Origin of the sequence: Leucobacter sp. Psy1 (genome assembly GCF_020096995.1) — a bacterium.
Classification (GTDB): Bacteria; Actinomycetota; Actinomycetes; order Actinomycetales; family Microbacteriaceae; genus Leucobacter.
Genome location: NZ_CP083692.1, coordinates 414041 through 439161, shown reverse-complemented (window position 1 = coordinate 439161; position 25121 = coordinate 414041). Strand labels below are relative to the sequence as shown.

Annotated in this window: 23 protein-coding genes; 11 read left to right on the top strand and 12 right to left on the bottom strand. The window is 68.8% G+C overall.

The genetic code is table 11. From position 1 onward, the window contains the following. Window positions 1-83: 83 nt before the first annotated feature. Window positions 84-398, bottom strand: a complete 315-nt coding sequence (locus K8P10_RS02030) for a WhiB family transcriptional regulator (RefSeq protein ID WP_224780149.1) — start codon at window positions 396-398, stop codon at window positions 84-86. Between the two features lie 112 nt (window positions 399-510). Next, the gene (gene manA, locus K8P10_RS02025) at window positions 511-1797 is read right to left on the bottom strand and encodes a mannose-6-phosphate isomerase, class I (RefSeq protein WP_224780148.1); all 1287 of its coding nucleotides are present in this window, start codon (window positions 1795-1797) and stop codon (window positions 511-513) included. 56 nt (window positions 1798-1853) lie between these two features. Here manA and K8P10_RS02020 point away from each other — a divergent pair, with 56 nt between their 5' ends. The 7 genes from K8P10_RS02020 to K8P10_RS01990 all read left to right on the top strand — a co-directional run bounded on the left by K8P10_RS02020 (window position 1854) and on the right by K8P10_RS01990 (window position 8627). Beyond that, entirely contained in the window at window positions 1854-3233 is a 1380-nt protein-coding gene (locus K8P10_RS02020; protein WP_224780147.1) for an O-antigen ligase, read from the top strand. Continuing rightward, window positions 3230-3634, top strand: a complete 405-nt coding sequence (locus K8P10_RS02015; protein ID WP_224780146.1) for a hypothetical protein — start codon at window positions 3230-3232, stop codon at window positions 3632-3634. Before K8P10_RS02020 ends, K8P10_RS02015 begins: the two co-directional genes overlap by 4 nt. 81 nt (window positions 3635-3715) lie before the next feature. Further along, on the top strand, window positions 3716-4741 hold the full coding sequence (locus tag K8P10_RS02010; RefSeq protein WP_224780145.1) for an iron-siderophore ABC transporter substrate-binding protein: 1026 nt from the start codon (window positions 3716-3718) through the stop codon (window positions 4739-4741). Then, complete coding sequence (locus K8P10_RS02005) at window positions 4738-5733, top strand: iron ABC transporter permease (RefSeq protein ID WP_224780144.1); 996 nt, start codon at window positions 4738-4740, stop codon at window positions 5731-5733. The genes K8P10_RS02010 and K8P10_RS02005 overlap by 4 nt, the downstream gene beginning before the upstream one ends. Further along, window positions 5730-6776 (top strand): iron chelate uptake ABC transporter family permease subunit, encoded by a 1047-nt coding sequence (locus tag K8P10_RS02000; protein WP_224780143.1) that lies wholly within the window; start codon window positions 5730-5732, stop codon window positions 6774-6776. Before K8P10_RS02005 ends, K8P10_RS02000 begins: the two co-directional genes overlap by 4 nt. Further along, window positions 6773-7573 carry an ABC transporter ATP-binding protein gene (locus K8P10_RS01995; RefSeq protein ID WP_224780142.1) on the top strand — a complete coding sequence of 267 codons (801 nt, stop codon included), beginning with the start codon at window positions 6773-6775 and terminating at the stop codon, window positions 7571-7573. Before K8P10_RS02000 ends, K8P10_RS01995 begins: the two co-directional genes overlap by 4 nt. Next, the gene (locus K8P10_RS01990; protein ID WP_224780141.1) at window positions 7563-8627 is read left to right on the top strand and encodes a siderophore-interacting protein; all 1065 of its coding nucleotides are present in this window, start codon (window positions 7563-7565) and stop codon (window positions 8625-8627) included. Before K8P10_RS01995 ends, K8P10_RS01990 begins: the two co-directional genes overlap by 11 nt. 31 nt (window positions 8628-8658) lie before the next feature. On the opposite strand, the gene K8P10_RS01985 is transcribed toward K8P10_RS01990, so the two are convergent. From K8P10_RS01985 to K8P10_RS01945, 9 genes are all read right to left on the bottom strand, one after another. Next, window positions 8659-9963: a Dyp-type peroxidase gene (locus K8P10_RS01985; RefSeq protein WP_224780140.1), complete on the bottom strand. Its 1305-nt coding sequence runs from the start codon at window positions 9961-9963 to the stop codon at window positions 8659-8661. Further along, window positions 9960-11414 carry a PepSY domain-containing protein gene (locus tag K8P10_RS01980; protein WP_224780139.1) on the bottom strand — a complete coding sequence of 485 codons (1455 nt, stop codon included), beginning with the start codon at window positions 11412-11414 and terminating at the stop codon, window positions 9960-9962. The genes K8P10_RS01985 and K8P10_RS01980 overlap by 4 nt, the downstream gene beginning before the upstream one ends. Beyond that, window positions 11411-12022 (bottom strand): copper chaperone PCu(A)C, encoded by a 612-nt coding sequence (locus tag K8P10_RS01975; RefSeq protein ID WP_224780138.1) that lies wholly within the window; start codon window positions 12020-12022, stop codon window positions 11411-11413. Before K8P10_RS01975 ends, K8P10_RS01980 begins: the two co-directional genes overlap by 4 nt. 224 nt (window positions 12023-12246) lie before the next feature. Further along, the gene (locus K8P10_RS01970) at window positions 12247-12894 is read right to left on the bottom strand and encodes a hypothetical protein (RefSeq protein ID WP_224780137.1); all 648 of its coding nucleotides are present in this window, start codon (window positions 12892-12894) and stop codon (window positions 12247-12249) included. Between the two features lie 241 nt (window positions 12895-13135). Continuing rightward, window positions 13136-14026 carry a glycosyltransferase family 2 protein gene (locus tag K8P10_RS01965; protein WP_224780136.1) on the bottom strand — a complete coding sequence of 297 codons (891 nt, stop codon included), beginning with the start codon at window positions 14024-14026 and terminating at the stop codon, window positions 13136-13138. After that, window positions 14014-15642, bottom strand: coding sequence for a glycosyltransferase (locus K8P10_RS01960; RefSeq protein WP_224780135.1), 1629 nt, complete (start codon window positions 15640-15642; stop codon window positions 14014-14016). The genes K8P10_RS01965 and K8P10_RS01960 overlap by 13 nt, the downstream gene beginning before the upstream one ends. Window positions 15643-15741: 99 nt before the next feature. Further along, complete coding sequence (glpK, locus tag K8P10_RS01955) at window positions 15742-17256, bottom strand: glycerol kinase GlpK (RefSeq protein ID WP_224780134.1); 1515 nt, start codon at window positions 17254-17256, stop codon at window positions 15742-15744. 35 nt (window positions 17257-17291) lie between these two features. Then, entirely contained in the window at window positions 17292-18047 is a 756-nt protein-coding gene (locus K8P10_RS01950) for an MIP/aquaporin family protein (protein WP_224780133.1), read from the bottom strand. Window positions 18048-18197: 150 nt separating this feature from the next. Further along, a complete protein-coding gene (locus tag K8P10_RS01945; RefSeq protein ID WP_370631996.1) occupies window positions 18198-19925 on the bottom strand; it encodes an FAD-dependent oxidoreductase in 1728 nt (575 codons plus the stop codon). Between the two features lie 124 nt (window positions 19926-20049). Here K8P10_RS01945 and K8P10_RS01940 point away from each other — a divergent pair, with 124 nt between their 5' ends. Then, window positions 20050-21030, top strand: a complete 981-nt coding sequence (locus tag K8P10_RS01940) for a sugar-binding transcriptional regulator (RefSeq protein WP_224780131.1) — start codon at window positions 20050-20052, stop codon at window positions 21028-21030. On the opposite strand, the gene glf is transcribed toward K8P10_RS01940, so the two are convergent. Beyond that, window positions 21014-22153 carry a UDP-galactopyranose mutase gene (gene glf, locus K8P10_RS01935; RefSeq protein WP_224780130.1) on the bottom strand — a complete coding sequence of 380 codons (1140 nt, stop codon included), beginning with the start codon at window positions 22151-22153 and terminating at the stop codon, window positions 21014-21016. The genes K8P10_RS01940 and glf overlap by 17 nt on opposite strands. Before the next feature lie 104 nt (window positions 22154-22257). Between glf and K8P10_RS01930 the strand changes: the two genes are divergently transcribed. The 3 genes from K8P10_RS01930 to K8P10_RS01920 are packed head-to-tail and all read left to right on the top strand — an operon-like array spanning window position 22258 to window position 25053. Then, the gene (locus K8P10_RS01930; RefSeq protein ID WP_224780129.1) at window positions 22258-23868 is read left to right on the top strand and encodes a class I SAM-dependent methyltransferase; all 1611 of its coding nucleotides are present in this window, start codon (window positions 22258-22260) and stop codon (window positions 23866-23868) included. Continuing rightward, window positions 23865-24074, top strand: coding sequence for a DUF6752 domain-containing protein (locus K8P10_RS01925; protein WP_224780128.1), 210 nt, complete (start codon window positions 23865-23867; stop codon window positions 24072-24074). The genes K8P10_RS01930 and K8P10_RS01925 overlap by 4 nt, the downstream gene beginning before the upstream one ends. Then, on the top strand, window positions 24067-25053 hold the full coding sequence (locus tag K8P10_RS01920; protein WP_224780127.1) for a glycosyltransferase family 2 protein: 987 nt from the start codon (window positions 24067-24069) through the stop codon (window positions 25051-25053). The genes K8P10_RS01925 and K8P10_RS01920 overlap by 8 nt, the downstream gene beginning before the upstream one ends. The last annotated feature ends 68 nt before the right edge of the window (window positions 25054-25121 follow it).

Genomic DNA, 25121 nt, shown 5'->3' with positions numbered 1-25121 from the left:
CCTAGCTTATGCGCACCGGCTGGTTCCGAGGTGGAGGCGTGCGCACGGGCACCGAAAAAAGAGGCGGTCGTGTCTCGCTGAGGTCAGACGGCTTCGTTGCGCAGGCGCCGACGCTCGCGCTCGGAGAGGCCGCCCCAGATACCGAAGCGCTCATCGTTCTCGAGAGCGTACTGCAGGCACTCTGAGCGCACCTCGCAGCTCTCGCAGATGCGCTTCGCCTCGCGCGTCGAACCACCCTTCTCGGGAAAGAAAGCCTCGGGATCGGTCTGCGCGCAGAGGGCGTCCGCCTGCCATGCGACCTCTTCCTCATCGGTCTGCCGCACTCCGGGAACACCCAGGAAGACGGGGTCGACGAACCAGTTGCCCGGAACCGGGGCATGTGCGCCCTGCTGCGTCATAGGTTCCTGCTCCTCCCCCGCCGATACCAACGTCTTGATCACACCCAATTACACCGTTGTGATTCGGACAAGTCAAGCCGGGAAGTTTAAACCCTCAACGCCAACTTGAGGCTTAGCGACACACGGGCGTGTCCGCCCGGGGCGCGAACGACTCCCCGACCGTGGCGATGAACGCCTCGCCGTGGCCCCGGATCTGGATCGGCTCACCCGCCGAGACGTAGAGCGACTGGCCGCGCTTCACGACGGCTACTTCGGCGAACTCTGCGGCCGGCCGCTCGATCACGACTCGCCCGGCGGTCGCGATGAGCACCAATGGGTGCGGAGCCGACAGGTCGATCTGCTCGGCCGAACCGACCGCGTCGAAGGCCTCTTCCTCGGCACCGTGCAGGCGCACCCGCATGAGCTGGAAGTCGGGGACTTCGGGGCGCCACGCCACCAGCCCTGGCCGGCACCGCTCCGCGCGGAACTTCGGTTCGTCGAGTTCCGCGGTGTCGACGATTCGGCACACCTCGTCGACGTCGACGTGCTTCACCGTCAGCCCTGCTCTGAGCACGTTGTCGGACGACGCCATGACCTCGACGCCGATACCGCTCAGGTAGGCGTGCAGCTGGCCGGCCCCCAGGAAGATGGCCTCGCCAGGCTGCAATCTGAGCGCGTGCAGGGCGACCGACACGAGAATCCCGGCGTCGCCGGGATGAGCCGCCACCAGATTGCTCAACACCGCGACCCTCAGCGGGTCCAGTTCCAGATCCGCGGCCTGGGACGCGCGCACGATCACCGAGATTCCCTGAACCCCGGCGGCCGCGGCATCGTCGCCGGAGAGCGCCCACTCGATGAACCGCTGGCGCGCGGCAGCGGGGTCCTCACCAGTGAGCAGATCGGCCGCGGTGTGCAGCGCCTCGCGCGACGGCCCGGTCGGCACGGCAGCGGCGAGCATCCGGAGGTCGCGGCGGGCGTCGGCGAGCGGTCGGAACCCGCTCAATGCCGTCATCTCTCCGAGGGCCACCAGCAGCTCCGGTTTGTGGTGCGGATCCCCGTAGTTGCGCTCCGCGGCGTCACGGGGAATCCCGCGCTCCTCCTCCGCGGCGAACCCGGCGGCCGCCTGGGCCGCATTGGGGTGCACCTGCAGCGAGAGGGGTGCCCCGATCGCGAGCACCTTCATGAGGAACGGGAGATCCTTGCCGTCCACACCCCAGCGCTCGGGATCGCTCTCGATGAGATCGATGAGGGTGCGCGGCTGCTTCGTCGCCTTCGCGACCGAAGCGGGGTGGCCGGGATGCGCTCCCAGCCAGAGCTCCGCCTGCGGCTCTCCGGTCGCAGCGGTGCCGAGCATCTCGGGGAGGGCGTCGACTGAACCCCACGCGTACGTTCTGGGGGTGTTCTCGATGAAGATCAGCACGCGCGCACCCCACTCCCACTGCCGTCACTCATGCGGTATGCCCTACCATACCGACTATGGCGGAGAACAAGACGAGGCTCGGCGTCAGCGCCTACGCGATCACCGTCTTCGCCTTCGCGCTGGGCAGCAACGGCGTCAGGATCCTGACGAGCTGGTACGGCTTCGTAGCCGGCGTCGTGATCCTCACGGTGGTCGGCATCGTGCTCTTCGTGAAGCTGAAGCCGGCGCGATTCCGCTGGTACCGGCTCCCGGCGCCCCTCTACTGGTTCCTCGGATTCGCCGCGCTCTCCATCATCTGGTCCCAGTACCGGTTCGAGAGCGTGCTCGGCGTCGTCGCGCAGCTTGTCACCACCGTCATCGCGATCGTCCTCGCCTTCGTGCTCACCTGGCACGAAGTGCTGCGCACGCTCGCCACGGCGCTCCGCATCCTGCTCGCCGTCTCGCTGCTCTTCGAGCTCTTCGTCTCGACGGTCGTGCGGCAGCCGGTCGTGCAGTGGTGGCTCCCGGAGCCCGTCGTCGGTGAACCCGAGTCGAAGCTCCTCTACTGGAGCCGCAACCTGCTGTTCGAGGGCGGCATGATCCAGGGCATCGTCGGGAGCTCCGTAATCCTCGGGTTCATTGCCCTGCTCGCGCTCATCGTGTTCGCCATCCAGCTGCGTGCAGGACTCGTCCGGCCCACGACGGGCTGGTTCTGGGTGGTCGTCGCGGCGGCGACGCTCGTACTGACCCGCAGCGCGACCGTGACGGTCGCGCTCGTCGCCGTCGTGTGCGCTCTCGCACTGGCGCTCTGGGCACGGAGACTCGGACCCGAGCGCCGCACGCCCCTCTACGTATCGGGAGCGGTCCTCATCGCCGCAGCGGTTGCGGTCACCCTGTTCGCACGGGACTTCGTCTTCGGTCTGCTCGGCAAGAGCGGCGATCTCACCGGCCGCCTCGAGACCTGGGTCAAGGTCATCGATCTCGCCGAGCAGCGCCCGTGGTTCGGCTGGGGCTGGATCAGCTACTGGGCGCCCTGGGTCGATCCGTACCGCACCCTCGACGTGCAGGCGAACCTCGCCGTCATGAGCGCCCACAACGCCTGGCTCGACGTCTGGTTGCAGCTCGGCATCGTCGGCGTCCTGCTCTTCGCACCGCTCGTGGTGCTCACGGTCTGGCGCGTCTGGTTCCGAGCCGTCGACCAGCCGCGACGCGGCCCAGGCGCCCCGCTCCCCTACGCGACGAGCGCCCTCTGGCCGTTCCTCGTGATGGTCGCTCTGGTCGTGCAGTCGCTGACCGAGAGCCGCATGCTCATCGAGTGGGGCTGGCTCCTGCTGGTGCTGTTCGCCGTCAAGTCGCGCTTCGACTTCCAGCTCCCTTCGCAGGACGCCGAGCCGACGAAGCAGCCATGGCGCCGCGTGCCGATCCCTCGCGAGCACTCCGCGGAGCCGAGACCGTGAACCTCACCACCGCGCGCCTCGTCGAACTGCGACGCGATGCGCGGATCGAGCGGGATGCACTGCTCGAGCACCGCGGCAGGCTCGGCGAGGATCCCGCTGACGCGCTGAGTGGCACGCCGAGCGTCGACGAGCTCGTCGTCTGCGCGATCCGAGACGAAATGCTTGAGGATCGCGATCAGCTCGCCGAGTTCTCGATGGCGCGCCTCGCCGCGCGAGGCTCCGGTCCGGACGCGGCGGTGCACCGGAGGAATGCGGATCTGGTCGAGTTCGCACTCCTGCGCGAGATCGCCGCTTCGGTGCCGCAGCTCGCGATAGCCGTGTGGGGGGTGGCGCACCACCTCGATGTCGGCGGAGATCCCGAGGGCGGCTCTTCCACGGAAGGCACTACTCCGGGGCCCTGACCGAACACGACAGGTGAGAAAAAGCAGTCCCAGCTTGACAATTTAGGTTTGCCTTACCAACATATGATCTAGACATTTCGTATGAAGGGAACCACTGTGCGTTCACGCCTCCTCGCCGCCGTCGCCGCGGCATCGCTCACCGTCACGCTCGCCGCGTGCTCATCGTCCACCGCAGATGCCGGCGGGAGCGAGGGCGAGATCGAGGTCAAGCACGCGTTCGGCACCACTGTGATCCCGGAGAAGCCGGAGCGCATCGCCACCGTCGCCTGGATGAACCACGAGGTCCCGCTGGCGCTCGGCGTGGTGCCGGTCGGCATGAGCAAGGCCACCTGGGGCGATGACGACGGCGACGGCGTGCTCCCCTGGGTCGAGGACAAGCTCGAGGAACTCGACGCCGACACCCCCGTCCTCTTCGACGAAACCGACGGCATCGACTTCGAGGCCGTCGCCGACACCGAACCCGACGTGATCCTCGCCTCCTACTCGGGGCTCACCGAGGAGGAGTACGAGACTCTGTCGAAGATCGCCCCCACCGTGGCGTACCCGGAGATCGCCTGGGGCACCTCGGTCGAGGACATGGTCCGCATGAACTCGAAGGCCATCGGTATGGCCGAGGAGGGCGAGGCGCTCGTCGAGGATCTCGACGCGCAGATCGCGGAATCGATGGCGGCGCACGACTCCCTCGAGGGCACCAAGCCGTTCTTCGCCTTCATGGATCCCTCAGACTTCAGCACCATCGGGTACTACACGAGCCTCGATACGCGCGTCGGCTTCCTCGAGTCGGCCGGCATGGGCGTCCCGGCGCTCGTCGAGGAGGAGACCGCGGGAACGGACCAGTTCTACCTCGAGGTCAGCGCGGAAGAGGCGGACCAGCTCGAGGACGTCGACGTCTTCATCACGTACGGTGACCCCGACGGCGACCTTGTCAAGCAGATGCAGGCGGACCCGCTGCTCTCGCAGATCCCCGCGATCAAGGAGGGGCGCGTCGCGATCCTCCCCGACGCCACTCCCCTCGCCGCCTCGGCGAACCAGTCGCCGCTGTCGATCCCGTGGGGCATCGACGAGTACTTCGACCTCATCGCGGACGCGGCGGCCCAGGGCCAGTGAGCCGAGCCGCACGGAGCGGCTGGTTCATCGCGGGCCTCGCACTCCTCGCCGCCCTCTTCGCGGCATCGGTCTCGCTCGGCGTGCGCGACGTGTCTCTTGCAGACATCGTCGCCGCGCTGAGCGGACAGGCCGACACCGTCGGAGAGGCCGCCGTTGTGAAGCGGCTCCCCCGCACCGTCCTCGCCATGCTCGTCGGAGCGGCGCTCGCCCTGTCGGGCGCGGCGCTCCAGGCGATCACGCGCAATCCGCTCGCCGACCCGGGGATCCTGGGTATCTCGGCCGGCTCATCGTTCTTCGTCGTCCTCGGCATCACGCTGTTTCAGCTCTCCCGCCCCTACAGCGTCATGGGGGTCGCAATCGCCGGCGCAGCCGTCGCCTCGATCCTCGTCTACCTCATCGGGTCAGCCGGACGCGGAGGAGCCACACCCCTGAAACTCGCGCTCTCAGGTGCGGCGATGTCAGCGGCGCTCGTGTCCCTCACAAGCGCCGCGATCCTGCCCCGCGTCGACGCGGCGCAGTCGTTCCAGTCGTGGCAGGTCGGTGGAGTCGGCGGCGGCACCTGGGACCGGATCGCGACCGTTGCGCCGATCCTCGCCGTCGGCGCCCTCATCTGCTTCGCCTGCTCCCGCGGCATGAACTCGCTCGCTCTCGGCGACGACCTCGCAGTGGGTCTCGGCGAGCACGTCGGCAGGACTCGCGCACTCGCCGGCGTCGGCGCCGTGGTGCTCTGCGGCGCGGCCACCGCCATCGCCGGGCCCATCGGGTTCGTCGGGCTCATCATCCCCCACCTCTGCCGCCTCCTCTTCGGCCCGGACCACCGCTGGCTCCTACCGTTCTCGGCGCTCGCCGGAGCCTCGCTCCTCGTCGCCGCAGACGTCATCGGCCGCGTGATCGCGCGGCCAGACGAAATCCAGGTCGGCATCATCACGGCGATCATCGGAGCCCCCTTCTTCATCTGGATCGTCCGACGACAGCGGGTGCGCGAACTGTGACCTCCTCCACCTCCCCCAGCACCATCGAAGCCGTCGTCACCGGTCGCCGCTCGCGCGCACGCCGCCGGCTCCGCGCGACCGGTCTGCTCGCCGCCGTCGCGATCCTGCTCTTCCTCGTCACCCTCATGGTCGGCAACACGTTCTACGGACTCGACGAGGTCGTTCGCGTGGTCCTCGGCCAGACCGTGCCGGGCGCGTCGTTCACCGTCGGCGAGCTGCGGCTCCCGCGTTCCGTGCTCGCGGTCCTCACCGGATTCGCCTTCGGAGCCGCGGGCGTGACGTTCCAGACGATGCTCCGCAACCCGCTCGCCTCGCCCGACGTGATTGGCATCAGTTTCGGCGCCAGCGCCGCCGCGGTCGTCGGCATCGTGTTCTTCTCGCTCAGCGAGACAGCCGTGTCGCTCGTCGCCTTCGGGTCGGCCCTCGCCACCGCGGCCGCGATCCTGCTCCTCTCGCACCGCGGAGGGTTCTCGGGCGCCAGGCTGATCCTCATCGGCATCGGGATCGCCGCCATGATGCACAGCGTCATCACCTACTCCCTGTCGAAGGCGCCATCGTGGAACTTCCAGGCCGCCATGCAGTGGCTGGCCGGCAGCCTCAATGGCGCCAGCTGGGACCGGGTGCTGCCCCTCGCCGCAGCCGTCGCGGTGTTCGTGCCAGTGCTCCTGCTCTTCGGCCGTGGACTCGGTGCGCTGCGACTCGGCGACGACGCCGCGCAGGCGCTCGGTGTGAGGCCGTTCGCTGTGCGTGTCATCCTCGTCCTCGCGGCCGTCGCGCTCATCGCGTTCGCCACGTCCGCTAGCGGGCCCGTCGCCTTCGTCGCGTTCATGTCTGGGCCCATCGCCGCGCGCCTCGTCGGCCCGGACGCCTCCCTCACCGTCCCCGCGGGACTCGTCGGCGCGATCCTCGTCCTCGGCGGAGACCTGGCCGGGCAGAACCTGCTCGACGGGCGCTACCCAGTCGGCGTCGTCACCGGCGTGCTCGGCGCTCCCTACCTCATGTACCTCCTCGTCAGAATGAACCGATCGGGCAACAGCATATGACCGCGTCCCACACTCTCGCCGGCCGCGACCTCACGCTCTCCTACGGCGAGCGCACCATCATCGACGGGTTCAGCCTCGACCTCGTCCCCGGAACCATCACCTCGGTGGTCGGCGCGAACGGGTGCGGCAAGTCGACGCTGCTCCGCGCGCTCGCGAGACTGCTGCAGCCCCAGTCCGGAGAGGTCCTGCTCGACGGCGAACCGATCCGGTCGAAGCCGTCGCGGGAGGTCGCGCGCACCCTCGGACTGCTCCCCCAGAGCCCCATCGCCCCCGAGGGCATCACCGTCACCGACCTCGTCGGTCGCGGCCGCACCCCCCACCAGAAGCCCTTGTCTCGCTGGAATCAGCACGACTACGAGGCCGTCTCCACAGCACTCGACGCCACCGGCATCGCCGACCTCGCCGACCGGCCCGTCGACGAGCTCTCCGGTGGGCAACGGCAGAGGGTGTGGATCGCGATGGCGCTGGCGCAGGAGACCGACATCCTACTCCTCGACGAGCCGACCACGTTCCTCGACGTCGCCCACCAGGTGGAGGTGCTCGACCTGCTCGTCGACCTCAACCGCGAACGGGGTACCACCGTCGTCATGGTGCTGCACGACCTGAACCTCGCCGCCCGCTACTCGGATACTCTCGTGGCCGTCCGAGCCGGCCGCCTGCACGCCTGCGGAGCCCCCAGCGACATCGTGACGGCCGAGCTCGTCCGCGACGTCTTCGGGCTCGAGAGCCAGATCATCACTGATCCCGTCTCGGGCACGCCCATCATCACCCCCATCGGAAGGCACCATGTCCGCTGACACCACCGACCCCGCACCTTTCCACGTGGTCCGCGCCACCGTGACCGCCGTCGAACGCGTCTCGCCGGTCTTCGTGCGGATCACGTTCGGCGGCCCCGACCTCGACGGGTTCGGCACTCCCGGCCGGACGCTCGACCAGAGGATCAAGCTCATCTTCCCCGCGGCATCCGGCGCGCTCCCCGCCCTCTCCACCGCAGACGCCAACTGGTACCAGGCGTGGCTCGCACTCCCCGAGGATGAGCGCGGCAGCATGCGCACCTACTCGATCCGGCACCTCGCGGTGGACGCGGACGGCGCCACCGCCGTGTCCGTCGACTTCGTCCTCCATCTGGAACCCGGCGGCACGGGGCCCGCCTCCACCTGGGCCAGCCGCGCGTCGGTCGGTGACGAGCTCCTCATCATCGGCCCCCGCCGCGGACGCTTCGACGGCGGCGGCATCGAGTACGACCCGGGACTCGCGCGCGAGGTCATGCTCGTCGGCGACGAGACCGCCGCGCCCGCCATTGCCCGCATCCTCGAAGACGGTGCCGCCTCGCTCAGCGCGGCCGACGGTGGTTCGGGATCCCGGGCCGGCATCGAGCACGCCCCGAACCGGGGCATCGCCTGCATCGAGGTGCCCACCGCCGACGACATTCTGCCGATCGACGCCCCCGAGGGGTTCGAGGTGCGCTGGTTGCTCCGGGGTTCCGCCGCGCCGGGTTCGCAGCTGCTCGACGCCGTGCTCGCGGAGGTCGGGGAGGCGCCCGGAGGTGGCCGCGCCGACGCTGCTGCTGGCGGCGCTGACGCTGCCGCGGCTACTGCCCCCGAGGAGGATCCGGCCATCGCGGCTGACCCCGAGTACATGCCGTGGGAGACACCGCAGTACTCGCAGCTCGGCGAGCAGATCGCAGACCCATCCGAGCGCGCCGATGCCACCGAGCGCTACTACTGGATCGCCGGAGAGAGCCGCGTCGTCACCACCCTGCGCCGCCACCTCGTGAAGGGTCTCGGCGTCGACCGCGCACAGGTCGCCTTCATGGGGTACTGGAAGCAGGGCGTCTCGATGCGGGGGTAGGTTCCGCGGCGCTCTCCCCGCGCGCGGGCGCCTACCCCGTCAGGGACTTCCCGAGAGTCTCCCCCGCCGCGAACCCCGGCAGCATCGCGAACACCGCTGACCCGGTGTGGGTGACCCACTCGTTGAGCATGTCCATCTCGTCGAGACGCCGCTGGATCGGGACGAACTGCCGGTACGGGTCCCGCTGGTAGCACGCGAACAGGAGCCCGGACTCGATTCCGTCGTCGTAGTTCACGGCTCGGCGGAAGATGCGCTCATCCGGGTCGGTGGAGTGGGCGCGACGCACGTGCGCCGCCATCGGGATCACTTTCAGGCCGAGCGCATTCTTCGCGTCGAAGTCGATCGGTGTGTGCTCGTCCCCGCCGGTGAGCGGCGCCCCGTCGTCGAGCTTCCGACCGATCGTGACTTCGCGCCCCGGCCGGTCGATCTGGTCCCAGGTGTCGAGTTCCATGCGGATCCGGCGGAACACGAGCGCGGTTCCGCCCGCGAGCCAACCGCCGTCCGACCCGATCCAGACGAGCGGACCGAAGTCCTCCTCATCGGGGTGCGGGTTCACGGTGCCCTCGACCTGTCCCATGAGATTGCGCATGGTGGTGCCGTCGGCCTCCGAGCCACGAGCCTGCCGAAACCCCTGCTGGGTCCAGTGGTGCTCTGCGAACCCGGTGAGGTCGCGGTGGATCATGCGCGCGGCGTGTGCCAGCGGCAGCGGGTCGTCGGCCTGCAGCACGATGAGCAGGTCGCCGTCGGTGTAGCGCTCCTCGAGGCGATCCTCGCCGAAGGAGGGAAGCGGCCCGAGCCACTCGGGCCGCAGATCCGGATCGACCCGGTCGACGAGCCCCGCGCCGACGCCGACGGTCACGGTGAGGCGGGAAGGCCTGGCGGCGAGCTCCGGTTCGGGGTCCGCGAGCGGTGCAGCACCGGAGGCGAGACCTTCGATGTCCTCGGTCAGGATCCGGAGCAGTCGCCGCACTCCGTCCGCGTCGACCTCCGGCCGGAGCCGATAGGCGACGTAGCGCACGTGCGCCGTCGAGGGCGTCGTGATGCCCGCCTGGTGAGTACCGTGGCAGGGCAGCGCCTCACCGCCGAACCCTGGCAGATCCCCTCCCGCGCCTGCGGAACGGATTGAGCCGTCGTCCGACGGAACGGAAGATCCCGGGTTCGGGCGGAGCGTGGTGAACCCGGCGGCGGAGCCGATGCCGAGCAGCGCGCCGATGCCGGCGCCGGCCGCGCCCCCCGTGAGGAGGGCGCGGCGGCTCATGCCCGAACGCGGGGCCGGGTGCTGATCGGCGGAACGTTCGGCATTGTGCTCTGCATCATGGTGTGGTGTGTGCGTCATGCGTGCGCCTCCTTCCGACGGTGCTGCACGAGACCGATGATCACATCGAGCACGACGAACGCTGCGAGCGTGTAGCCGACGAGCGGCAGGAAGAGTCCGATCGCGATCGCCCCCGCGATAACGGCGGCGACCCCCCACCAAGGGGCTCCCCGGAGCACGCCTCGTGCCGGCGGACGACCGGGTTCGAAGCGAGCGGCGCGAGTCGGCCTTCTCCGCCACCACATCACGTAACCGAGCACCGTCAGGGTTGCGATGCCTGCGGCGAGCAGCACCATCGCGAGCTGGTTCGGCAGCCCGAACATCGACCCCATGTGCAGATCGATGCCCCAGCGGCTGAGCTTCGCAGGCAGCGAGAAGTCGGCGAAGTCCACGCGGTCGACCGTCTCGAGCGTAGTGCCGTCGATCGCGACCGAGTCGACCTCGGTCGGGTAGCTCCGCTGGATCTCCTGCACGACCCAGGCGGTACCGGGCTCGGCGGGAGGCTTGATCTCGACCAGTCCGGTATTGATGTTCTCGCGCTGCGCGACCGTGAGCACCGAGGAGAAGGTCGCCGCGTTCGCCGAGGTCACTTCGGTGTCTCCGTCCTCAGCGGGTGACGAGCCGCCGTGGTGGTGGGCGTGCTCGTCCGCCGGAGCAGCGCCTCCGTCGAGGCTCGTGCTCACCGCGGGCGTCTGCCACCCGAGTGCGGTGCGCAACTCGCTCACGTTCGCCCCGCCGAGCTGCGACCAGGTGATCCCGGTCGCTGACAGGAACAGCGCGCCCACTGCGACCCAGAGCCCGATCGACGTGTGCCAGCTGCGCGCCTTGCGGTATCCCGTGTACCCGCGCTGCGGACGGATCATGTCTCGCTTTGTCCTTGACTTGCGGAAGCGCGCGACCCAGAGTCCCAGCCCCGCCACCGCGACGATGCCGAGCCACGACGCAGCGAGCTCGCTGTACAGACGGCCCGCGTCCCCGAGGTGGAGGCTGCGGTGCAGCTGGGAGATCCAGGTGCGGAGCGGGAGCGACCCGCTCGTGCCGTACACCGTGAGGTCGCCGAGGATCTCCCCCGAAGCGGGGTCGACGAAGATGGCCCGTGACTCGCTCTCGCCGAGCTCGGGATCCGCGAACATGACGCGCGTCGTGGCCCCCGGCTCCGGCGCGGGTCTCACAGCGCTCAGCGTGCCCTCGTCGCCCACCAACTCTTCGGCGGTGACGATCTGGTCGGTGAGACTCACATTCTGCGCCGCGCTCGACGCTTCCAGCTGATCGGCGTACACGACCTTCTCCAAAGACGGAGCGAGCGCGTACAGTCCGCCGGAGATGGCCGCCACCAGAATGAACGGGGCGACCAGGATTCCCGCGAAGAAGTGGAGTCTGAGGAGCAGCGCGGCGAACCATCCGCGCTGTGCGCGCGGCCTCGGCGCAGACGGCGGAGGCGGCGCGCTCTGCCGGGTGAGCGTGGCGGTCATGAGTCGCCCTGCTCGTCGTGGGCGGCGTCACCGTGATCCATGTCGCCGTGATCCATGTCGCCGTGGTCCATGTCCCCGCCGTCGCCCGGCTCGTATTCCTCGTTCGCGCCGGCGTAATCCTTGGCGAGGGCGCTGAACTCCATCGTCGAGTCGTCCGAGAACGTCAGGGTGAATGTCACGTTGTCTCCCGCGAGCACCGGCTCCGGGAGTTCCATCAGCATGATGTGGTTGCCAGCGGGCGAGAGCTCCAGCGATCCGTCTGCGGGAATCGTGAAACCGTTCTCGACCTCGCGCATGACGGACTGGCCTGCCTCATTCTCGAGGGTCTCGTGCAGTTCGAGTGTGGGCGACGCGTCGGACTGGACGGAGACGACCGTCACGTCATCGTCCGAATCATTCGTGAGCGTGCCGAAGGCCGCGGTCATTCCCTCCTCGGCGGTCTTCACCCACGCCCCTTCGACCTCGACCGCATCGGCGGCGGGAGCGGGGTCGGCGTCGGCTCCAGAGGCGCAGCCGGTGAGCGCGAATCCGGTCGCCCCCGCGAGCAGGAGGGCGGTGAGCAGGGTGCCGCCAGAAGGGCGGCGCAGTGATGCAGTGGTGTTCGTCACAGTAAGTGCCTTTCGCACGAATTCCAGCCGTCGCCTCAGCGCAGCTGGCACCGGTCGTCCGCATGTGGGGGGGGGGGGCGACCGGCAGGGGTCAGAAGTGTCCGTGTGAAACGCGACGCGGCGTACTCTCGCCGCCGGTCATGCCGGTGAGCGCGAGGGCGACTCGGCACGCTTCAATCAGCGTGCCGGCGCGGAAGAGCTGAGCCAGTACAGGTGGAAGACGCTCAGCTGCAGAGCGCGTACGCGTTTCGGGCGTCCGCTGGTGGACCGCGGCGCACCTGCACCGTGGTCACTTCACGCGCGAGTACCGTCCAGGCGGGAGCGGTCTCCACCGCACGGGCCGGACGGCGGCGCAGGACGGTGACCGGAACGATCCTCGGCATCCGCACGGGCAGCACGAGCCAGTGCCGCAGCCAGCCGGCGACGCGCACGAGGCGTTCGAGGCTGCGTTCACCCCGGTGCAGCACGGCAACCGTGATCGCGGCGCCGATCGCGTGCCACACCCACATGCCGGCATCCGCCTGGACCGCGGCGATCGTCCCGTCGGAGGCGAGCATCGGCATCGCTGCGTGGTGCGCGTGCGGCGACACCGGAGACCCGCTCGCGCCCGCGGAAACCGACGGTGCTCCCAGCACGAAGAGGGTGTGGAAAAGAGTCTGGCTCACGCCAACGGCGATCGACAGCCGCACGACGGACAGCTGGCGCCCCGCTAGAAGCGTGCTCACGAAGAGCGAGAGCACGAGGGGAACCACGACGCCGAGCATCGCCGGCATCTCGCCACCGCCCACGATGTGCGAGAAGAGCGCCACGAACGTCGCCACGAGCGCCGAAAGGGCGCCTCGTGCGAGCATCGGAGCGCGGGAGGATTCCACAACACCCAGTATCGCAGATGCGCGGGGCCGAGACCGGAGTTCTGCACGAGTCTCGTTCGCGTCTCGCCCGAGTGAACACAATTCGTTGTGAAATATCGCTCCGGAGAACCAACTGCGTTCACTCGATGGGGGCAGGAGGAGGGCAGAGGGGGGGCAGAGGGGGGGCAGAGGGGGGCAGAGGGGGGCAGGGAATCAGGGGCAGGGAATCAGGGGGCGGGGCGACGCGCGAAGCCCTGCGCCCCTACCTCACGCGGTCGATCGCAGGATTGAAGCGGAACCCCTCCCAGAGCTTGCGGTACATCTGCCGACGGAGTTTGCGGGCGACCCTGCCACGGCGCATCCCGACGACCACCTGCGCGGCGAACAGCAGGAAGTGCGGGCAGGACCGGTGATGGCGCTGGTACGACGCCTGATTGCGGACCCCGTAGGCGAACTTCCACGCGTTGCCCTCGTCGATCATGCCGAAGTTGACGCCCTGGTTGATGCCCATGTCGTGCACGGTGACGCTGTCGAGCACCTGGACGCCCGGGGTCTCCCGCGTGATGCGGAAGGTGTACTCGGCGTCGTCGAACCAGATGAAGTACTCCTTGAAGGGGAGCCCGAACTCCTCGAGCACCCACCTTGGAATGAGGACGGAGACGAAGGAGCACTGCTGCACCATGACGGCGTTCTGACCCTTGACGAGGAGTCGGCCCCAGTCCCACGTGGGAGCGGGGTTGTTCATCTCGCAGATGTTGCCATCGGTGAAGACGACGACGGAGCAGGCGAACGGCACGGGTGCGCCGAGTTCGTCGGAGGCCGCCGAGAGGCCGGAGAGCAGTCGTTCGAGGGCGGGCGGCTCGGGGTAGCCGTCGTCGTCCATGATCCACACGAAATCGGCACCGAGTTCGTATCCGCGGCGCATGCCAGCCGAGAAACCCCCGGCACCGCCCGTGTTGGTGGGGAGCGAGACGATGTCGACGGGGATCGGGCTCTCGAGGGTCGCGAGATACTCCCCTGTGCCGTCGGTGGAAGCGTTGTCCACGATGACGAGGTGCGCGGGCGGTGCGCTCTGCGCCTCGATGGCGGCGATGACCTTCTTCAGCTTCGCGAGCCGGTTGAAGGTGACGATGACTGCGGCTACCCCTGCCATTGTGCGAACTGCTCCTTCATCATGTGGTGTGCTTCGTCGTGGCGGGCGAACTCGGCGACCCGGTCGCGCTGTTCCGCCCAGGCGGCCTCCCGCTCGGTTTCCGAGGCGGCGAGCCGGCGGATCTCGGCCTCGGCGCGCCGAGCGAAGACGCCGCCCGGGCGCGGCAGCAGGAGCCGTCCCTGCACGATGGTGCGCTGGGATCCGACGTCCGCGGAGAGCACCGGAATGCCGGCCGCGACCGCTTCGAAGGTCGTGAGCGTGAGCCCCTCGTTGATCGACGTGACGACGAGCAGGTCGCTGTCTGCGAGCGTCTGCGCGACGGCAACGTCTTCGAAGCGCTGCTCGACCACGTCGTGGAGGCGGTAGCGCTCGAGGAGCGCCGAGACGAGGGGGGCGAGTTCGCCGTCACCGTGCAGGATCGCCCGCACCGGCACACCGGCGCGCACGAGGCGGTGCACCAGTGTGAGGAAGACGTCGGGTCGCTTCTGCCTGGACAGACGGCCGACGTACGCGATCGTGAAGACACGGTCGGGTGAGCGAGGAGCGAACTCCTGGGAGGCGTCAACGGTGAGCGCCGTGAGCGGTGCCATCGTGAGCTTGGCCGGGTCGATCCCCTGCACCTCGGTGAGCCAACGGTCCAGCTCTGGCGAGATGGTGTGGTGCCGATCGATGCAGGTATCGAACCGGACGGCGAGCCCCGGATACCCACCGCCGAGGTACTCGACGATGTGCAGCGAGTCGACCACCGGAAGGTCGGGCCGCCAGGCGCGCAGGTACGGCAGTGCCCGGTACAGCCAGTAGCTGTGGTGGATCACGACGCCGCGGAGGTCGAAGTTCTCGACGATGGCGCGGAGCAGGTCGGGGTCCTGCGGCGGCTCTGGACCGTCGAAGCTCGTCGTCACGATCACGCAGTCGGCGAGCTCCGGGCGGGTGAGCCACGGGTGCACCGAGTTCTGGTCGGTGACGACGACGGGGAGGAACCCCTGATCCTTCGCCATCTGCACCGTCTCGACGGCCCAGCGCTCCGCCCCGCCGGTCTGGAGCCAGTGGAGGCCGAAGAGGATCGCCGGCCGATCCGTGTCGGGTGCCGGTGCGGGCGGTGCGGCAGCGGCGACGCCGGCCGCGATCTCCGAATCCGCGGGCCCTTCCGGGTAGCGCGGCAGGGGGACGGAGATCGCCCGCTCTCGGCGCCCCATCACGGTCTCGCGCACCCGGTCGAGCACCGTCGGTGCCGTCCGCTCGAGCGCGCGGTAGACGCGGCGGGCTGGCGAGAGCGGCGCGACGGGCCGCGTCGTGGCGGGGGTGGCGTCGGCGTGCCCGATCCGGATCTGCCGCGGCGCATCTGTGCTGCGGTCCGAGATCGACGGTGCTCGGCCGACGGCGGCGCTCTGCACGCGCACCGTGAACGCCGGGTCAGCCGCTGCGGAGTCGATGGTCGTCATCGGCACCTGCGTGCGGTCGCCGACCGTCACGCCGACGGTGAACTCCTCGCCGGGCGAGCGCAGCGCGTGGTACGCGAGGATCCCGTCGAGCTGCGCACGCTGCAGATCGGTGAGGCGAGCAAAGGGGTCTTCGGGTCCCGAATCGGGGATCACCCGATAGAGCTCCTGCTGCATGCCCCTCCCCTCGCCGTGTTCGGGCCTCCCTCATCCTAGAACACCGCGACGGGGCGGGTACGCTTGGCACCCGCCCCCGTCGCGGAGGATCAGCCCTGCCTACTTGAGGTCCTCGTCCACCCAGTCCATCGACTTCGTGACGGCCTTCCTCCAGAGGCGCAGCTGCCGGTCGCGCTCGGCCTCCTCGAGCTCCGGCTCCCAGCGGCGGTCCTCCTGCCAGTTCGACGAGAGGTCGTCGAGGTCCTTCCAGAACCCGACCGCCAGCCCGGCCGCGTACGCTGCGCCGAGCGCGGTCGTCTCGGCGACGACGGGGCGCACCACCGGCACGCCGAGCACGTCGGCCTGGAACTGCATGAGCGCGTCGTTCGCGACCATGCCGCCATCGACCTTGAGTTCCGCCAGATCGACCCCTGCGTCGGCGTTCACGGCGTCGAGCACGTCCCGCGTCTGGAACGCCACGGCCTCGAGCGCCGCTCGGGCGATGTGGGCCTTCGTCACGTAGCGCGTGAGCCCGACGATCGCACCGCGCGCGTCCGGCCGCCAGTACGGTGCGAACAGCCCCGAGAACGCCGGGACGAAGTAGACGCCGCCGTTGTCGTCGACGGTGTCGGCGAGCGCCTCAACCTCGGGTGCGGAGTTGATGATGCCGAGCTGGTCGCGCAGCCACTGGATGAGCGAGCCGGTGACGGCGATCGATCCTTCGAGCGCATAGTGGGTCGGCCCGTCTCCGAGCTTGTATCCGACGGTGGTGAGCAGCCCGTTCTGAGAGTGGATGATCTCCTCGCCCGTCTGGAAGATCAGGAAGCAGCCGGTGCCGTAGGTGTTCTTGCTCTCGCCCGCGGTGAACGCCGCCTGGCCGAACGTGGCTGACTGCTGATCTCCGAGGATGCCCGAGATCGGGGTCTCCCGGAGCAGCGAGGAGTCCTCGGCGTACCCGTAGACCTCGGAGGAGGACTTGATCTCGGGGAGCATCGAGCGGGGCACGCCGAAGACCTCGAGGATGTCGTCGCGCCACTCGAGCGTCTCCAGGTCCATGAAGAGGGTGCGCGAGGCGTTCGTCACGTCGGTGACGTGGACGCCGCCCTCAACACCGCCGGTGAGGTTCCAGAGCACCCAGCTGTCGGTGGTGCCGAACATGAGGTCGCCACGATCGGCCGCTTCGCGCGCCCCGTCGACGTTCTCGAGGATCCAGGCGATCTTCGTGCCGGAGAAATAAGGCGCGAGCGGGAGCCCGACGATGCTCTTGAACCGCTCGACGCCCCCGTCCTCAGCCAGACGGTCGACGATCGGCTGGGTGCGGATGTCCTGCCAGACGATCGCGTTGTAGATCGGCTTGCCGGTGTTGCGATCCCACACCACGGCGGTCTCGCGCTGGTTCGTGATGCCGATCGCTGCGATGTCGTGCCTGGTGATGTCGGCGCGACCGAGGGCGCTGCCGATGACCTCCTGCACGTTCTGCCAGATCTCGGTCGCGTCGTGCTCGACCCAGCCCGCGTGGGGCATGATCTGCTCGTGCTCCTTCTGGCCGACCGAGACGATCGATCCCGAGCGATCGAAGATGATGGCGCGACTCGAGGTCGTGCCCTGATCGATGGCGATGACGTACTTCGACATGTTGGTGTTCTCCTTCGTCCGTCGTTGGATGGGGATCAGGCTGCGAGCCCGAGTGCGAGTGGTGCGGCGAGCGCGGCGAGCACGCCACCGATCATGGGGCCGACGACCGGCACCCAGGCGTAGCTCCAGTCGCTGGAGCCCTTCCCCTTGATCGGGAGGATCGCGTGCGCGATGCGCGGCCCGAGGTCGCGGGCCGGGTTGATGGCGTACCCGGTGGGTCCGCCGAGCGAGGCGCCGATACCGACGACGAGCAGGGCGACGGGCAGTGCGGTCAGCGGCCCGAGGCCTCCGGGGATCCCGACGTTCACGTCGCCGTAGTCGGCGAACGCCAGGATGATGAAGACCAGGGCGAACGTGCCGATGATCTCGGTGACGAGGTTCGAGCCGTAGCTGCGGATCGCGGGGCCGGTCGAGAACACGCCGAGCTTCGCGGCGGGGTCGGGCTCCTCGTCGAAGTGCTTGCGGTACGCGAGCCAGGCGAGGATCGCGCCCACGATGCCGCCGAGCAGCTGAGCGGGAAGCGCGACGAAGAACATCGGCGCATCGATGGTGCCCTGTACGAGCAGGCCGATCGAGACGGCCGGATTGATCATGGCGCCGGAGTAGGCGGAGGCCATGACACCGACGAAGACCGCGATGCCCCACCCCCAGTTGACCATCAGGAAGCCGCCGTTGTTGCCCTTCGTCTTCGCGAGGGCGACGTTGGCGACGACGCCGCAGCCGAACAGCAGCAGGAACGTCGTTCCCGCGAACTCGGAGAGAAAATACAACCCGAGATTGACATCATTCATGTCCTCATTGACCTTTCATTCGCGCACCGCCGTGGTGCGACTTCTGCGCGCACCGCCGTGGTGCGTCTGAGTGTGCCGACGAGATCGCCGTCGAGCTGTGGGCGGACCGGAACAAGCGACGGATCCGTAGCGGTCCCGTCCGGATTGCGACTAACCGAGCGAAGCGACCCCCTCCTTCCCGAGTTCGACGCGGTGGGCGGAGCGGAGCGTGTCCACTGCCCGATCGATCTCCCGCGCGCGCCGATCCTCGTCCCAGTCCAGCGCCGGGGCGATCGCCGCGGCGGCTGCCTCGAGACCCTGGCGGGTCAGCCCCCCGACGAACGCGAGCGACGTGCGTCGGAGCAGCAGGTCGTCGAGGTGCACGATCTGCTCTGCCTCAGCGAGGTGCGCAAGCTCTTCGACCGAGTACCCCGGGAGCTCCGGGATCTCGGTGGGATCTGCCGGCAGTGCGGCGAGCACCTCGACCGCCCGGGTGCCGTAGCGCTCCAGCAGACGGTCGACGAACTCGGGATCGCGCCCCTCGCCGTTCGCGGCGATCCACGCGGCGCGAGCGGACGGCGTCTGCGGGAAGTCGCGTCCGCCGCCGATGGGCGTGTCAGCCGTGCTCCGCTCGCGCTTCCGGCCCATCTGGGCGAGCACGCGGTCCGAGAGGTTCGCGGCGAGCGCCCGGAAGGTCGTCCACTTGCCGCCGACGAGACTGAGGTGCGGCGTCCCGTCGAGGTCGGACTCGACGATCCGGTAGTCGCGGGAGACGAAGCCGGGGGCCGTGTCATCGTGCTTCGGCAGCGGGCGAATGCCGGAGAACGTGTAGACGATCTGCGAGCGGTCCACCGTGATCCGCGGGAAGACGTGGCCGATGAGGTCGAAGAAGTAGTCGATCTCCTCGTCGGTGCAGATGACCGACTGGGCCGGATCGGCGTCGATGTCGGTCGTGCCGACCATGACGCGATCCTTCAGCGGGTAGATCAGCACGATGCGGCCGTCCGAGTGCTCGAAGAAGATCTCCCTGCCCCGGGTGGCGGCGAGCATCTCGGGGTTGTCGAGCACGATGTGCGAGCCCTTGGTCCCGCCCATGAACGTCGTCTCCTCGCCGAGCGCGGCGTTCGTCAGGTCGGTCCACGGTCCGCTCGCGTTGACGACGACGCGCGCCGCGAAGTCGAACTCGTCGCCGGTCTTCTCGTCGCGCAGACGGACCTGCCCGGCCGTGCTGCCGACCGCTGAGACGTAGTTCGCCGCGCGGGCGCGGTCGCCCGCTGCTCCCGCTGCCACACCGTCGAACAGGACGTCGAGGGCGAGGCGCTCGGGGTCGTGCATCGAGGCGTCGTAGTACGTGGCGGTGTACTTCACGTCGGCGTTCATCTGCGGGAACTCGGCGAGCGACTTCTTGCGTCCGTGGAACCGGTGGCGCGGCACCTGGCCGCCGCCGCGGGAGAAGGTGTCGTAGATCATGAGGCCGACCTTGATGAGCGCCGCCCCGCGCTCATTCGGCTTGCCGCGGCCGTGCGTGATCAGCAGGCGCGCGGGCGCCGAGAGAATGCCGGAGAGGGTCTTGAAGATCGGGATCGTGGTCTTCAGCGGTCGCACGTAGTGGGGGGCGGTGCGCAGCAGACGGTTCCGCTCGGTGACCGATTCGCGCACGAGACGAAACTCGCCGTTCTCGAGGTAGCGCACGCCTCCGTGCACCATGTGGCTCGACGCAGACGATGCGCCTGAGACGTAATCGCCGCGCTCGACGAGCGCGACATCGACGCCCTGGAGCGCGAGGTCGCGGAACGTCGCGATGCCGTTGATGCCGCCCCCGATCACCAGCACGTCGGCTGCCGGGCGCTCGCGGAGCTCGGCGACGGAGGAGCGAGGGACGGACGCGTTCGACACGATATCGACCTTTCATCAACGGTGAGAACTCCACTGTGGACCCCTGGCGCAAAGAATTTCAAACGAACTGCACAAACGTGCAGTATTGCCGTAAGCTGCGGATGTCGGACGCGAGAAGGGGGCCCGCATGGCGAGCACGTCGCGCGAGCAGCGCGCACTCACCGCGGCTCAGCTGTACTACGTGCAGAACATGGGCATGGACGCGATCGCCACCGAGATGCGGGTTTCCCGTTCGTCGGTCTCGCGGCTCCTCACGCTCGCACGCGAAACCGGACTCGTCGAGATCACCGTCCACTCGCCGCGGGCGGCACGGAGCGAGATGGAGGAGCAGTTCTCCCGGCGGTTCGGTGTCACAGCTCACATCGTCCCCGCTCCCGAACGGGCAACGGACCTCGACCGTCTGGAACGCACCGCCAAGGTCGCCGCCCGCATCGTCAGCAGCTCGGCCGACTCGAAACTCACCATCGGCGTCGCCTGGGGCGCCACCGTCTCCGCAATCGCGCGGAACCTGCCGCGCAAGACCGTGCACGACGCGCACGTGGTGCAGATGAACGGAGCAGTCAACCCGCAGACCGCCGGCGTCACCTACGCCGGGGAGCTGCTCGGGCGGTTCGGTCGCGCGTTCAACGCCTCGGTCCACCCCTTCCCCGTACCCGCCCTCTTCGACAACCCTGACACGAAGCGGGCGATGTGGCGGGAGCGGTCGGTCAGACGCGTGCTCGATCTGCAGCGCGGGGCCGGCCTCCTGGTGTTCGGACTCGGATCGCCCCGCGCCGAGGTCGCCTCCCACATTTACTCGGGCGGATACCTCGACGAGCACGATCTCGCCGCAGTCGCCGGATCAGGTGCCGTCGGCGACTGCGCCACCGTGTTCTACCGGAGGGACGGCTCAGACGACGGCATATCGCTCAACGAGCGGTCGAGTGGGCCGCCGCTCGACCAGGTGCGGCACATCCCCCACCGACTCTGCGTCGTTTCGGGAACATCGAAGCGCGACACCCTGCTCGGGTCGCTCGCCGCAGGTCTCGCGACCGAGCTTGTGCTGGATGAGCCCCTCGCCAGAGAGGCCCTCGATCACGTCGGCGACCCGGTCAGATGGTCTCGCTGAGCTTGTTGTTCCACATGGTGAGCGCCGATCCGATCGCCATGTGCATGTCGAGGTACTGGTACGTGCCGAGACGTCCGCCGAAGAGCACGCCGTCCTCGCCCTCCGTGAGTTGACGGTAGGCGAGCAGCCGCTCGCGATCCTCCGGGGTGTTCACCGGGTAGTACGGCTCGTCGTCGCGGTTCGCGAAGCGCGAGAACTCGCGCATGATGACGGTCTTGTCCTTCGGGTAGTCGCGCTCGGGGTGGAAGTGGCGGAACTCGTGGATGCGCGTGTACGGCACGTCCGATCCCGCATAGTTCATGACGCTCGTGCCCTGGAAGTCGCCGGTCTGCAGCACCTCCTGCTCGAAGTCGAGCGTGCGCCACCCGAGCTCGCCCTCCGCATAGTCGAAGTAGCGGTCCACCGGACCGGTGTAGACAACCGGGACGGTGCCGACGACGGCGTCCTTGTTGAGCGGCTGGGAGGTGTCGAAGAAGTCGGTGTCGAGACGGACCTCGATGTTCGGGTGGTCGGCCATGTTCTCGAGCCAGGCCGTGTACCCCTCCGTCGGCAGCCCCTCGTGCGTGTCGTTGAAGTAGCGGTTGTCGTACGTGTAGCGCACTGGCAGGCGGCTGATGACCTCGGCCGGGAGCTCGGTCGTCGGGGTCTGCCACTGCTTCGCGGTGTAGTCGCGGATGAACGCCTCGTACAGCGGACGCCCGATGAGGGAGATGCCCTTCTCCTCCAGGTTCTGCGCCTGCTTGGTGTCGAACTCCTCGGCCTGCTCGGCGATGAGCGCGCGGGCTTCATCCGGCCCGTATGCGGCGCGGAAGAACTGGTTGATGGTGCCCAGGTTGATGGGCAGCGGATAGACCTCGCCGCGGTAGTTCGAGTAGACCTTGTGCTGGTAGTTCGTGAAGCTGGTGAACCGGTTCACGTACTCCCACACCGTCTCGTTCGAGGTGTGGAACAGGTGCGCACCGTAGCGGTGCACCTCGATGCCGGTCTCGGGCTCCGCCTCCGAGTACGCGTTGCCGCCGATGTGCGACCGCCGGTCGATCACGACGACCTTCTTGCCCGCGCTCGCCGCGCGCTCGGCGATCGTGAGACCGAAGAAACCAGAGCCGACTACCAGGAGATCCATGCCCACCAGTCTAGGAGGCGCGGCAGGCGGTCGCGCACAGGCGGTCGGGCGGGGATCCGAACGGCCTCAGGGAGCACCCGTCGGCTCATGAGAATATAGGGCTCATGTCGTTCGCTGTCAGCACCACGGGTGTGGCTTTGCCGACCCTCTCCGACGACGTTCGCTCCGTCGACGTCTTCTTCGGCGAAGACCGGGTCTGGTCCATCGATCTGAACGTGCTGCCTGACCGGGGCGCCTCCGAGGTGGCCTGGCCGGACGCGATCCTCCCCCATCTGCGCGGCAGCACCCGCGTCGAGCTGCACCATTCGGCCACCGGCACCCTGATCGCCGCGACCGATGCGCGATTCACCGACGAGCCGGTGACCACCCGGATCGTCGACGAGGACGGGGTGCCGCTCGCCCTCAACAAGTGGGGGCGGCTCGGCAAGACGCTGGAGGCGGGCAACCCCGGCGTGCAGGAGCGGATCCTCGACCGCACCGCCGAGGTCATCGCCCACCTCGAGGAGATGGGTCTGCGCCCCTTCGTCGTCGGCGGCACCCTCCTCGGCGCGGTCAGGGACCACGCCCTCCTCCCGCACGACGACGACGCCGACGTCGCCTACCTCTCCACGCACACGAACCCCGCCGACGTCGCCCGCGAGGGCTTCGCCATCGGCCGGGCGCTCGAGTCCCTCGGATACGAGCTCGTGCGGCACAGCGCCACGCACATGCAGCTCTACTTCCGCACCCCCGCCGGAGCACTCGATCACTACGTCGACGTCTTCTCCGCGTTCTTCACCGAGGACGGGCGCATCAACCAGCCGTTCCACGTGCGCGGCGAGATGCGCGAGAACCAGATGCTCCCGTTCTCGACCGTCACGATTCAGGATCGCCCCTTCCCGGCTCCCGCCGACCCGGAGCACTGGCTCGTCATCAATTACGACGAGCACTGGCGCACCCCGATCCCCGGCTATCGCCTCGAGACCCCTCGAGCTACCGTGAGGCGCTTCCAGAACTGGTTCGGGTCCTTCCACCGATCCCGCGACTTCTGGAACGACTTCTTCCGCGACGGCACCAGCGCCAGCGCTTCTTCCGAGGGGTCCCACGACGGTTCCTGGAGCTGCGGGGCCGACTGGATCCTGCGCGAGCAGGATCGCCTGACGGCGCCGGCGCTGATCGACCTCGGGAGCGGCGACGGGTGGCTCTCCGCCCGGCTGGCCGAGGGGGGATCCGGATCCGACACGTCGGCCCGCCGCGTCATCGCCGCCGACTACTCGCCCTACGCTCGCGCCCTGGCGGAGGCTACCGGCACCCCGGTCACGACGGCGCACGTGAACCTCTCGCGCGTATCGGCGCTGTCCCTGCCGCGCGAAACCGGCATCGAGGGCGCGTTCGACCTCGTCGCCAACCACCTGCTCGACCATCTCGGACCGCACGCGCGCCCGCAGGCGCTGCGCCTCATCCGCATGGCGCTCCGCTCCGGAGGGGTCGCGCTGGCCACGCTGTACAGCACACCGGACCCGGCGAAGCGCCCGCCGGAACTCGCGAACCCCGGCATCGCACCGGATGCGCTCGCCGAGGAAGCCGCAGCGCTCGGTCTTGACGTCGAGATCGTCCCGCTGACACCGACGAGCGCGGACTGGCATCGCGCTCCGTACGGGGTACGCTTCACGCAGCAGCCGTCCGCCGCGACCGCCCAATCGACCACCCAGACCGCATCGAGGGGATCACGATGAAACAGAGGATCAAGCGCCTGCTGCGGGAGCGCCTGCCGCTCGCCTCGGCCGGCGAACTCCGCGAGGTCAACGCCCGCGTCGAGGCCCTGGAGCGCGAGCTCGACGAGTACCGTCGCGACAGCCTGCGCGTCGCCGAGATGCTCGACCTCGTGGAAGCGAAACTGACGCCGGGTACGACCTCGGAGGAAGGAGCCGACCGTGGCTGAGTCATTCGACGAGGAGCGTCCGAGCACCCGGCCGATCCCGATCGTCACCGAACCGCACGCCTCCGCCCAGAAGGGCACCGTCGCAGCGGTCATCGTGACGTTCAACCGGCTGCCGAAGCTGCCGAAGACGCTCGAGACCGTGCTCGCGCAGACCTACGCCTGCGACCACGTCGTCGTGGTGAACAACAACTCCACCGACGGCACGCGCGAGTACCTCGACGGCCTCGACGACGACCGGCTCGACATCCTCCACCTCGACGAGAACCTCGGCGGCGCAGGGGGATTCGAGCACGGCATGGCTCGCGGGTACAACCTCGGTGCCGACTTCGTGTGGGTCATGGACGACGACTGCTACCCCGAGCCGGACGCGCTCGAGATCCTCCTCGACCAGCGCGAGGAGACCTCCCAGGTGCTCGGGTACGACGTGCCCTTCGCCTGCTCGCTCGTGAAGTTCACCGACGGGTCGCTCTGCGAGATGAACAACCCGATCACCACCTGGGACTGGCCGAGGGCCTACCTCACGGGTCTCAACTCTATGCTCATCACCGAGTGCACCTTCGTCTCAGTGCTGGTTCCTCGCTGGGCGATCGCGGAGCACGGGCTCCCGCTCGGCGAGTACTTCATCTGGTTCGACGACAAGGAGTACACCAAGCGACTCCTGCGCGAGTACGGTGCCGGCATCATCGCGATGGACAGCGTCGTCGTCCACGACATGGGCGTCAACGCCGGCGTGAACTACCGCCACGTCGACGAGACCAACATCTGGAAGTTCGAGAAGGGCACCCGCAACCAGGGCTCCTACCGCCTCCGCAACGAGGGACGCCTCTCCTTCGCGCTCTACTGCCTCCGCGTCTACCGTGAGATGCGCGAGGGCGGCGTCGCCAAGCCGGTCAAGAAGCGGATGTACCAGGCGCTGAAGACCGCGCGCACGTTCAACCCCCAGCCCCGCTTCCCGGACAACCCGAAGTACCGGAGGTAGGGGACGCGAGCCGCTCCTGCCATCGCGCCGGCTTCACGTTCCGCTCGTTTCTGAGGCTCCGCTCGCTC

Coding starts and splice junctions, on each gene's coding strand:
- K8P10_RS01990 (WP_224780141.1), top strand. CDS start 7,563: ATGTCCGCTGACACCACCGACCCCGCACCTTTCCACGTGGTCCGCGCC.
- glpK (WP_224780134.1), bottom strand. CDS start 17,256: ATGTCGAAGTACGTCATCGCCATCGATCAGGGCACGACCTCGAGTCGC.
- K8P10_RS02010 (WP_224780145.1), top strand. CDS start 3,716: ATGAAGGGAACCACTGTGCGTTCACGCCTCCTCGCCGCCGTCGCCGCG.
- glf (WP_224780130.1), bottom strand. CDS start 22,153: ATGGATCTCCTGGTAGTCGGCTCTGGTTTCTTCGGTCTCACGATCGCC.
- K8P10_RS01980 (WP_224780139.1), bottom strand. CDS start 11,414: ATGACCGCCACGCTCACCCGGCAGAGCGCGCCGCCTCCGCCGTCTGCG.
- K8P10_RS01950 (WP_224780133.1), bottom strand. CDS start 18,047: ATGAATGATGTCAATCTCGGGTTGTATTTTCTCTCCGAGTTCGCGGGA.
- K8P10_RS01965 (WP_224780136.1), bottom strand. CDS start 14,026: ATGGCAGGGGTAGCCGCAGTCATCGTCACCTTCAACCGGCTCGCGAAG.
- K8P10_RS01960 (WP_224780135.1), bottom strand. CDS start 15,642: ATGCAGCAGGAGCTCTATCGGGTGATCCCCGATTCGGGACCCGAAGAC.
- K8P10_RS01930 (WP_224780129.1), top strand. CDS start 22,258: ATGTCGTTCGCTGTCAGCACCACGGGTGTGGCTTTGCCGACCCTCTCC.
- K8P10_RS01985 (WP_224780140.1), bottom strand. CDS start 9,963: ATGACGCACACACCACACCATGATGCAGAGCACAATGCCGAACGTTCC.
- K8P10_RS01925 (WP_224780128.1), top strand. CDS start 23,865: ATGAAACAGAGGATCAAGCGCCTGCTGCGGGAGCGCCTGCCGCTCGCC.
- K8P10_RS02020 (WP_224780147.1), top strand. CDS start 1,854: ATGGCGGAGAACAAGACGAGGCTCGGCGTCAGCGCCTACGCGATCACC.
- K8P10_RS02030 (WP_224780149.1), bottom strand. CDS start 398: ATGACGCAGCAGGGCGCACATGCCCCGGTTCCGGGCAACTGGTTCGTC.
- K8P10_RS01995 (WP_224780142.1), top strand. CDS start 6,773: ATGACCGCGTCCCACACTCTCGCCGGCCGCGACCTCACGCTCTCCTAC.
- K8P10_RS01940 (WP_224780131.1), top strand. CDS start 20,050: ATGGCGAGCACGTCGCGCGAGCAGCGCGCACTCACCGCGGCTCAGCTG.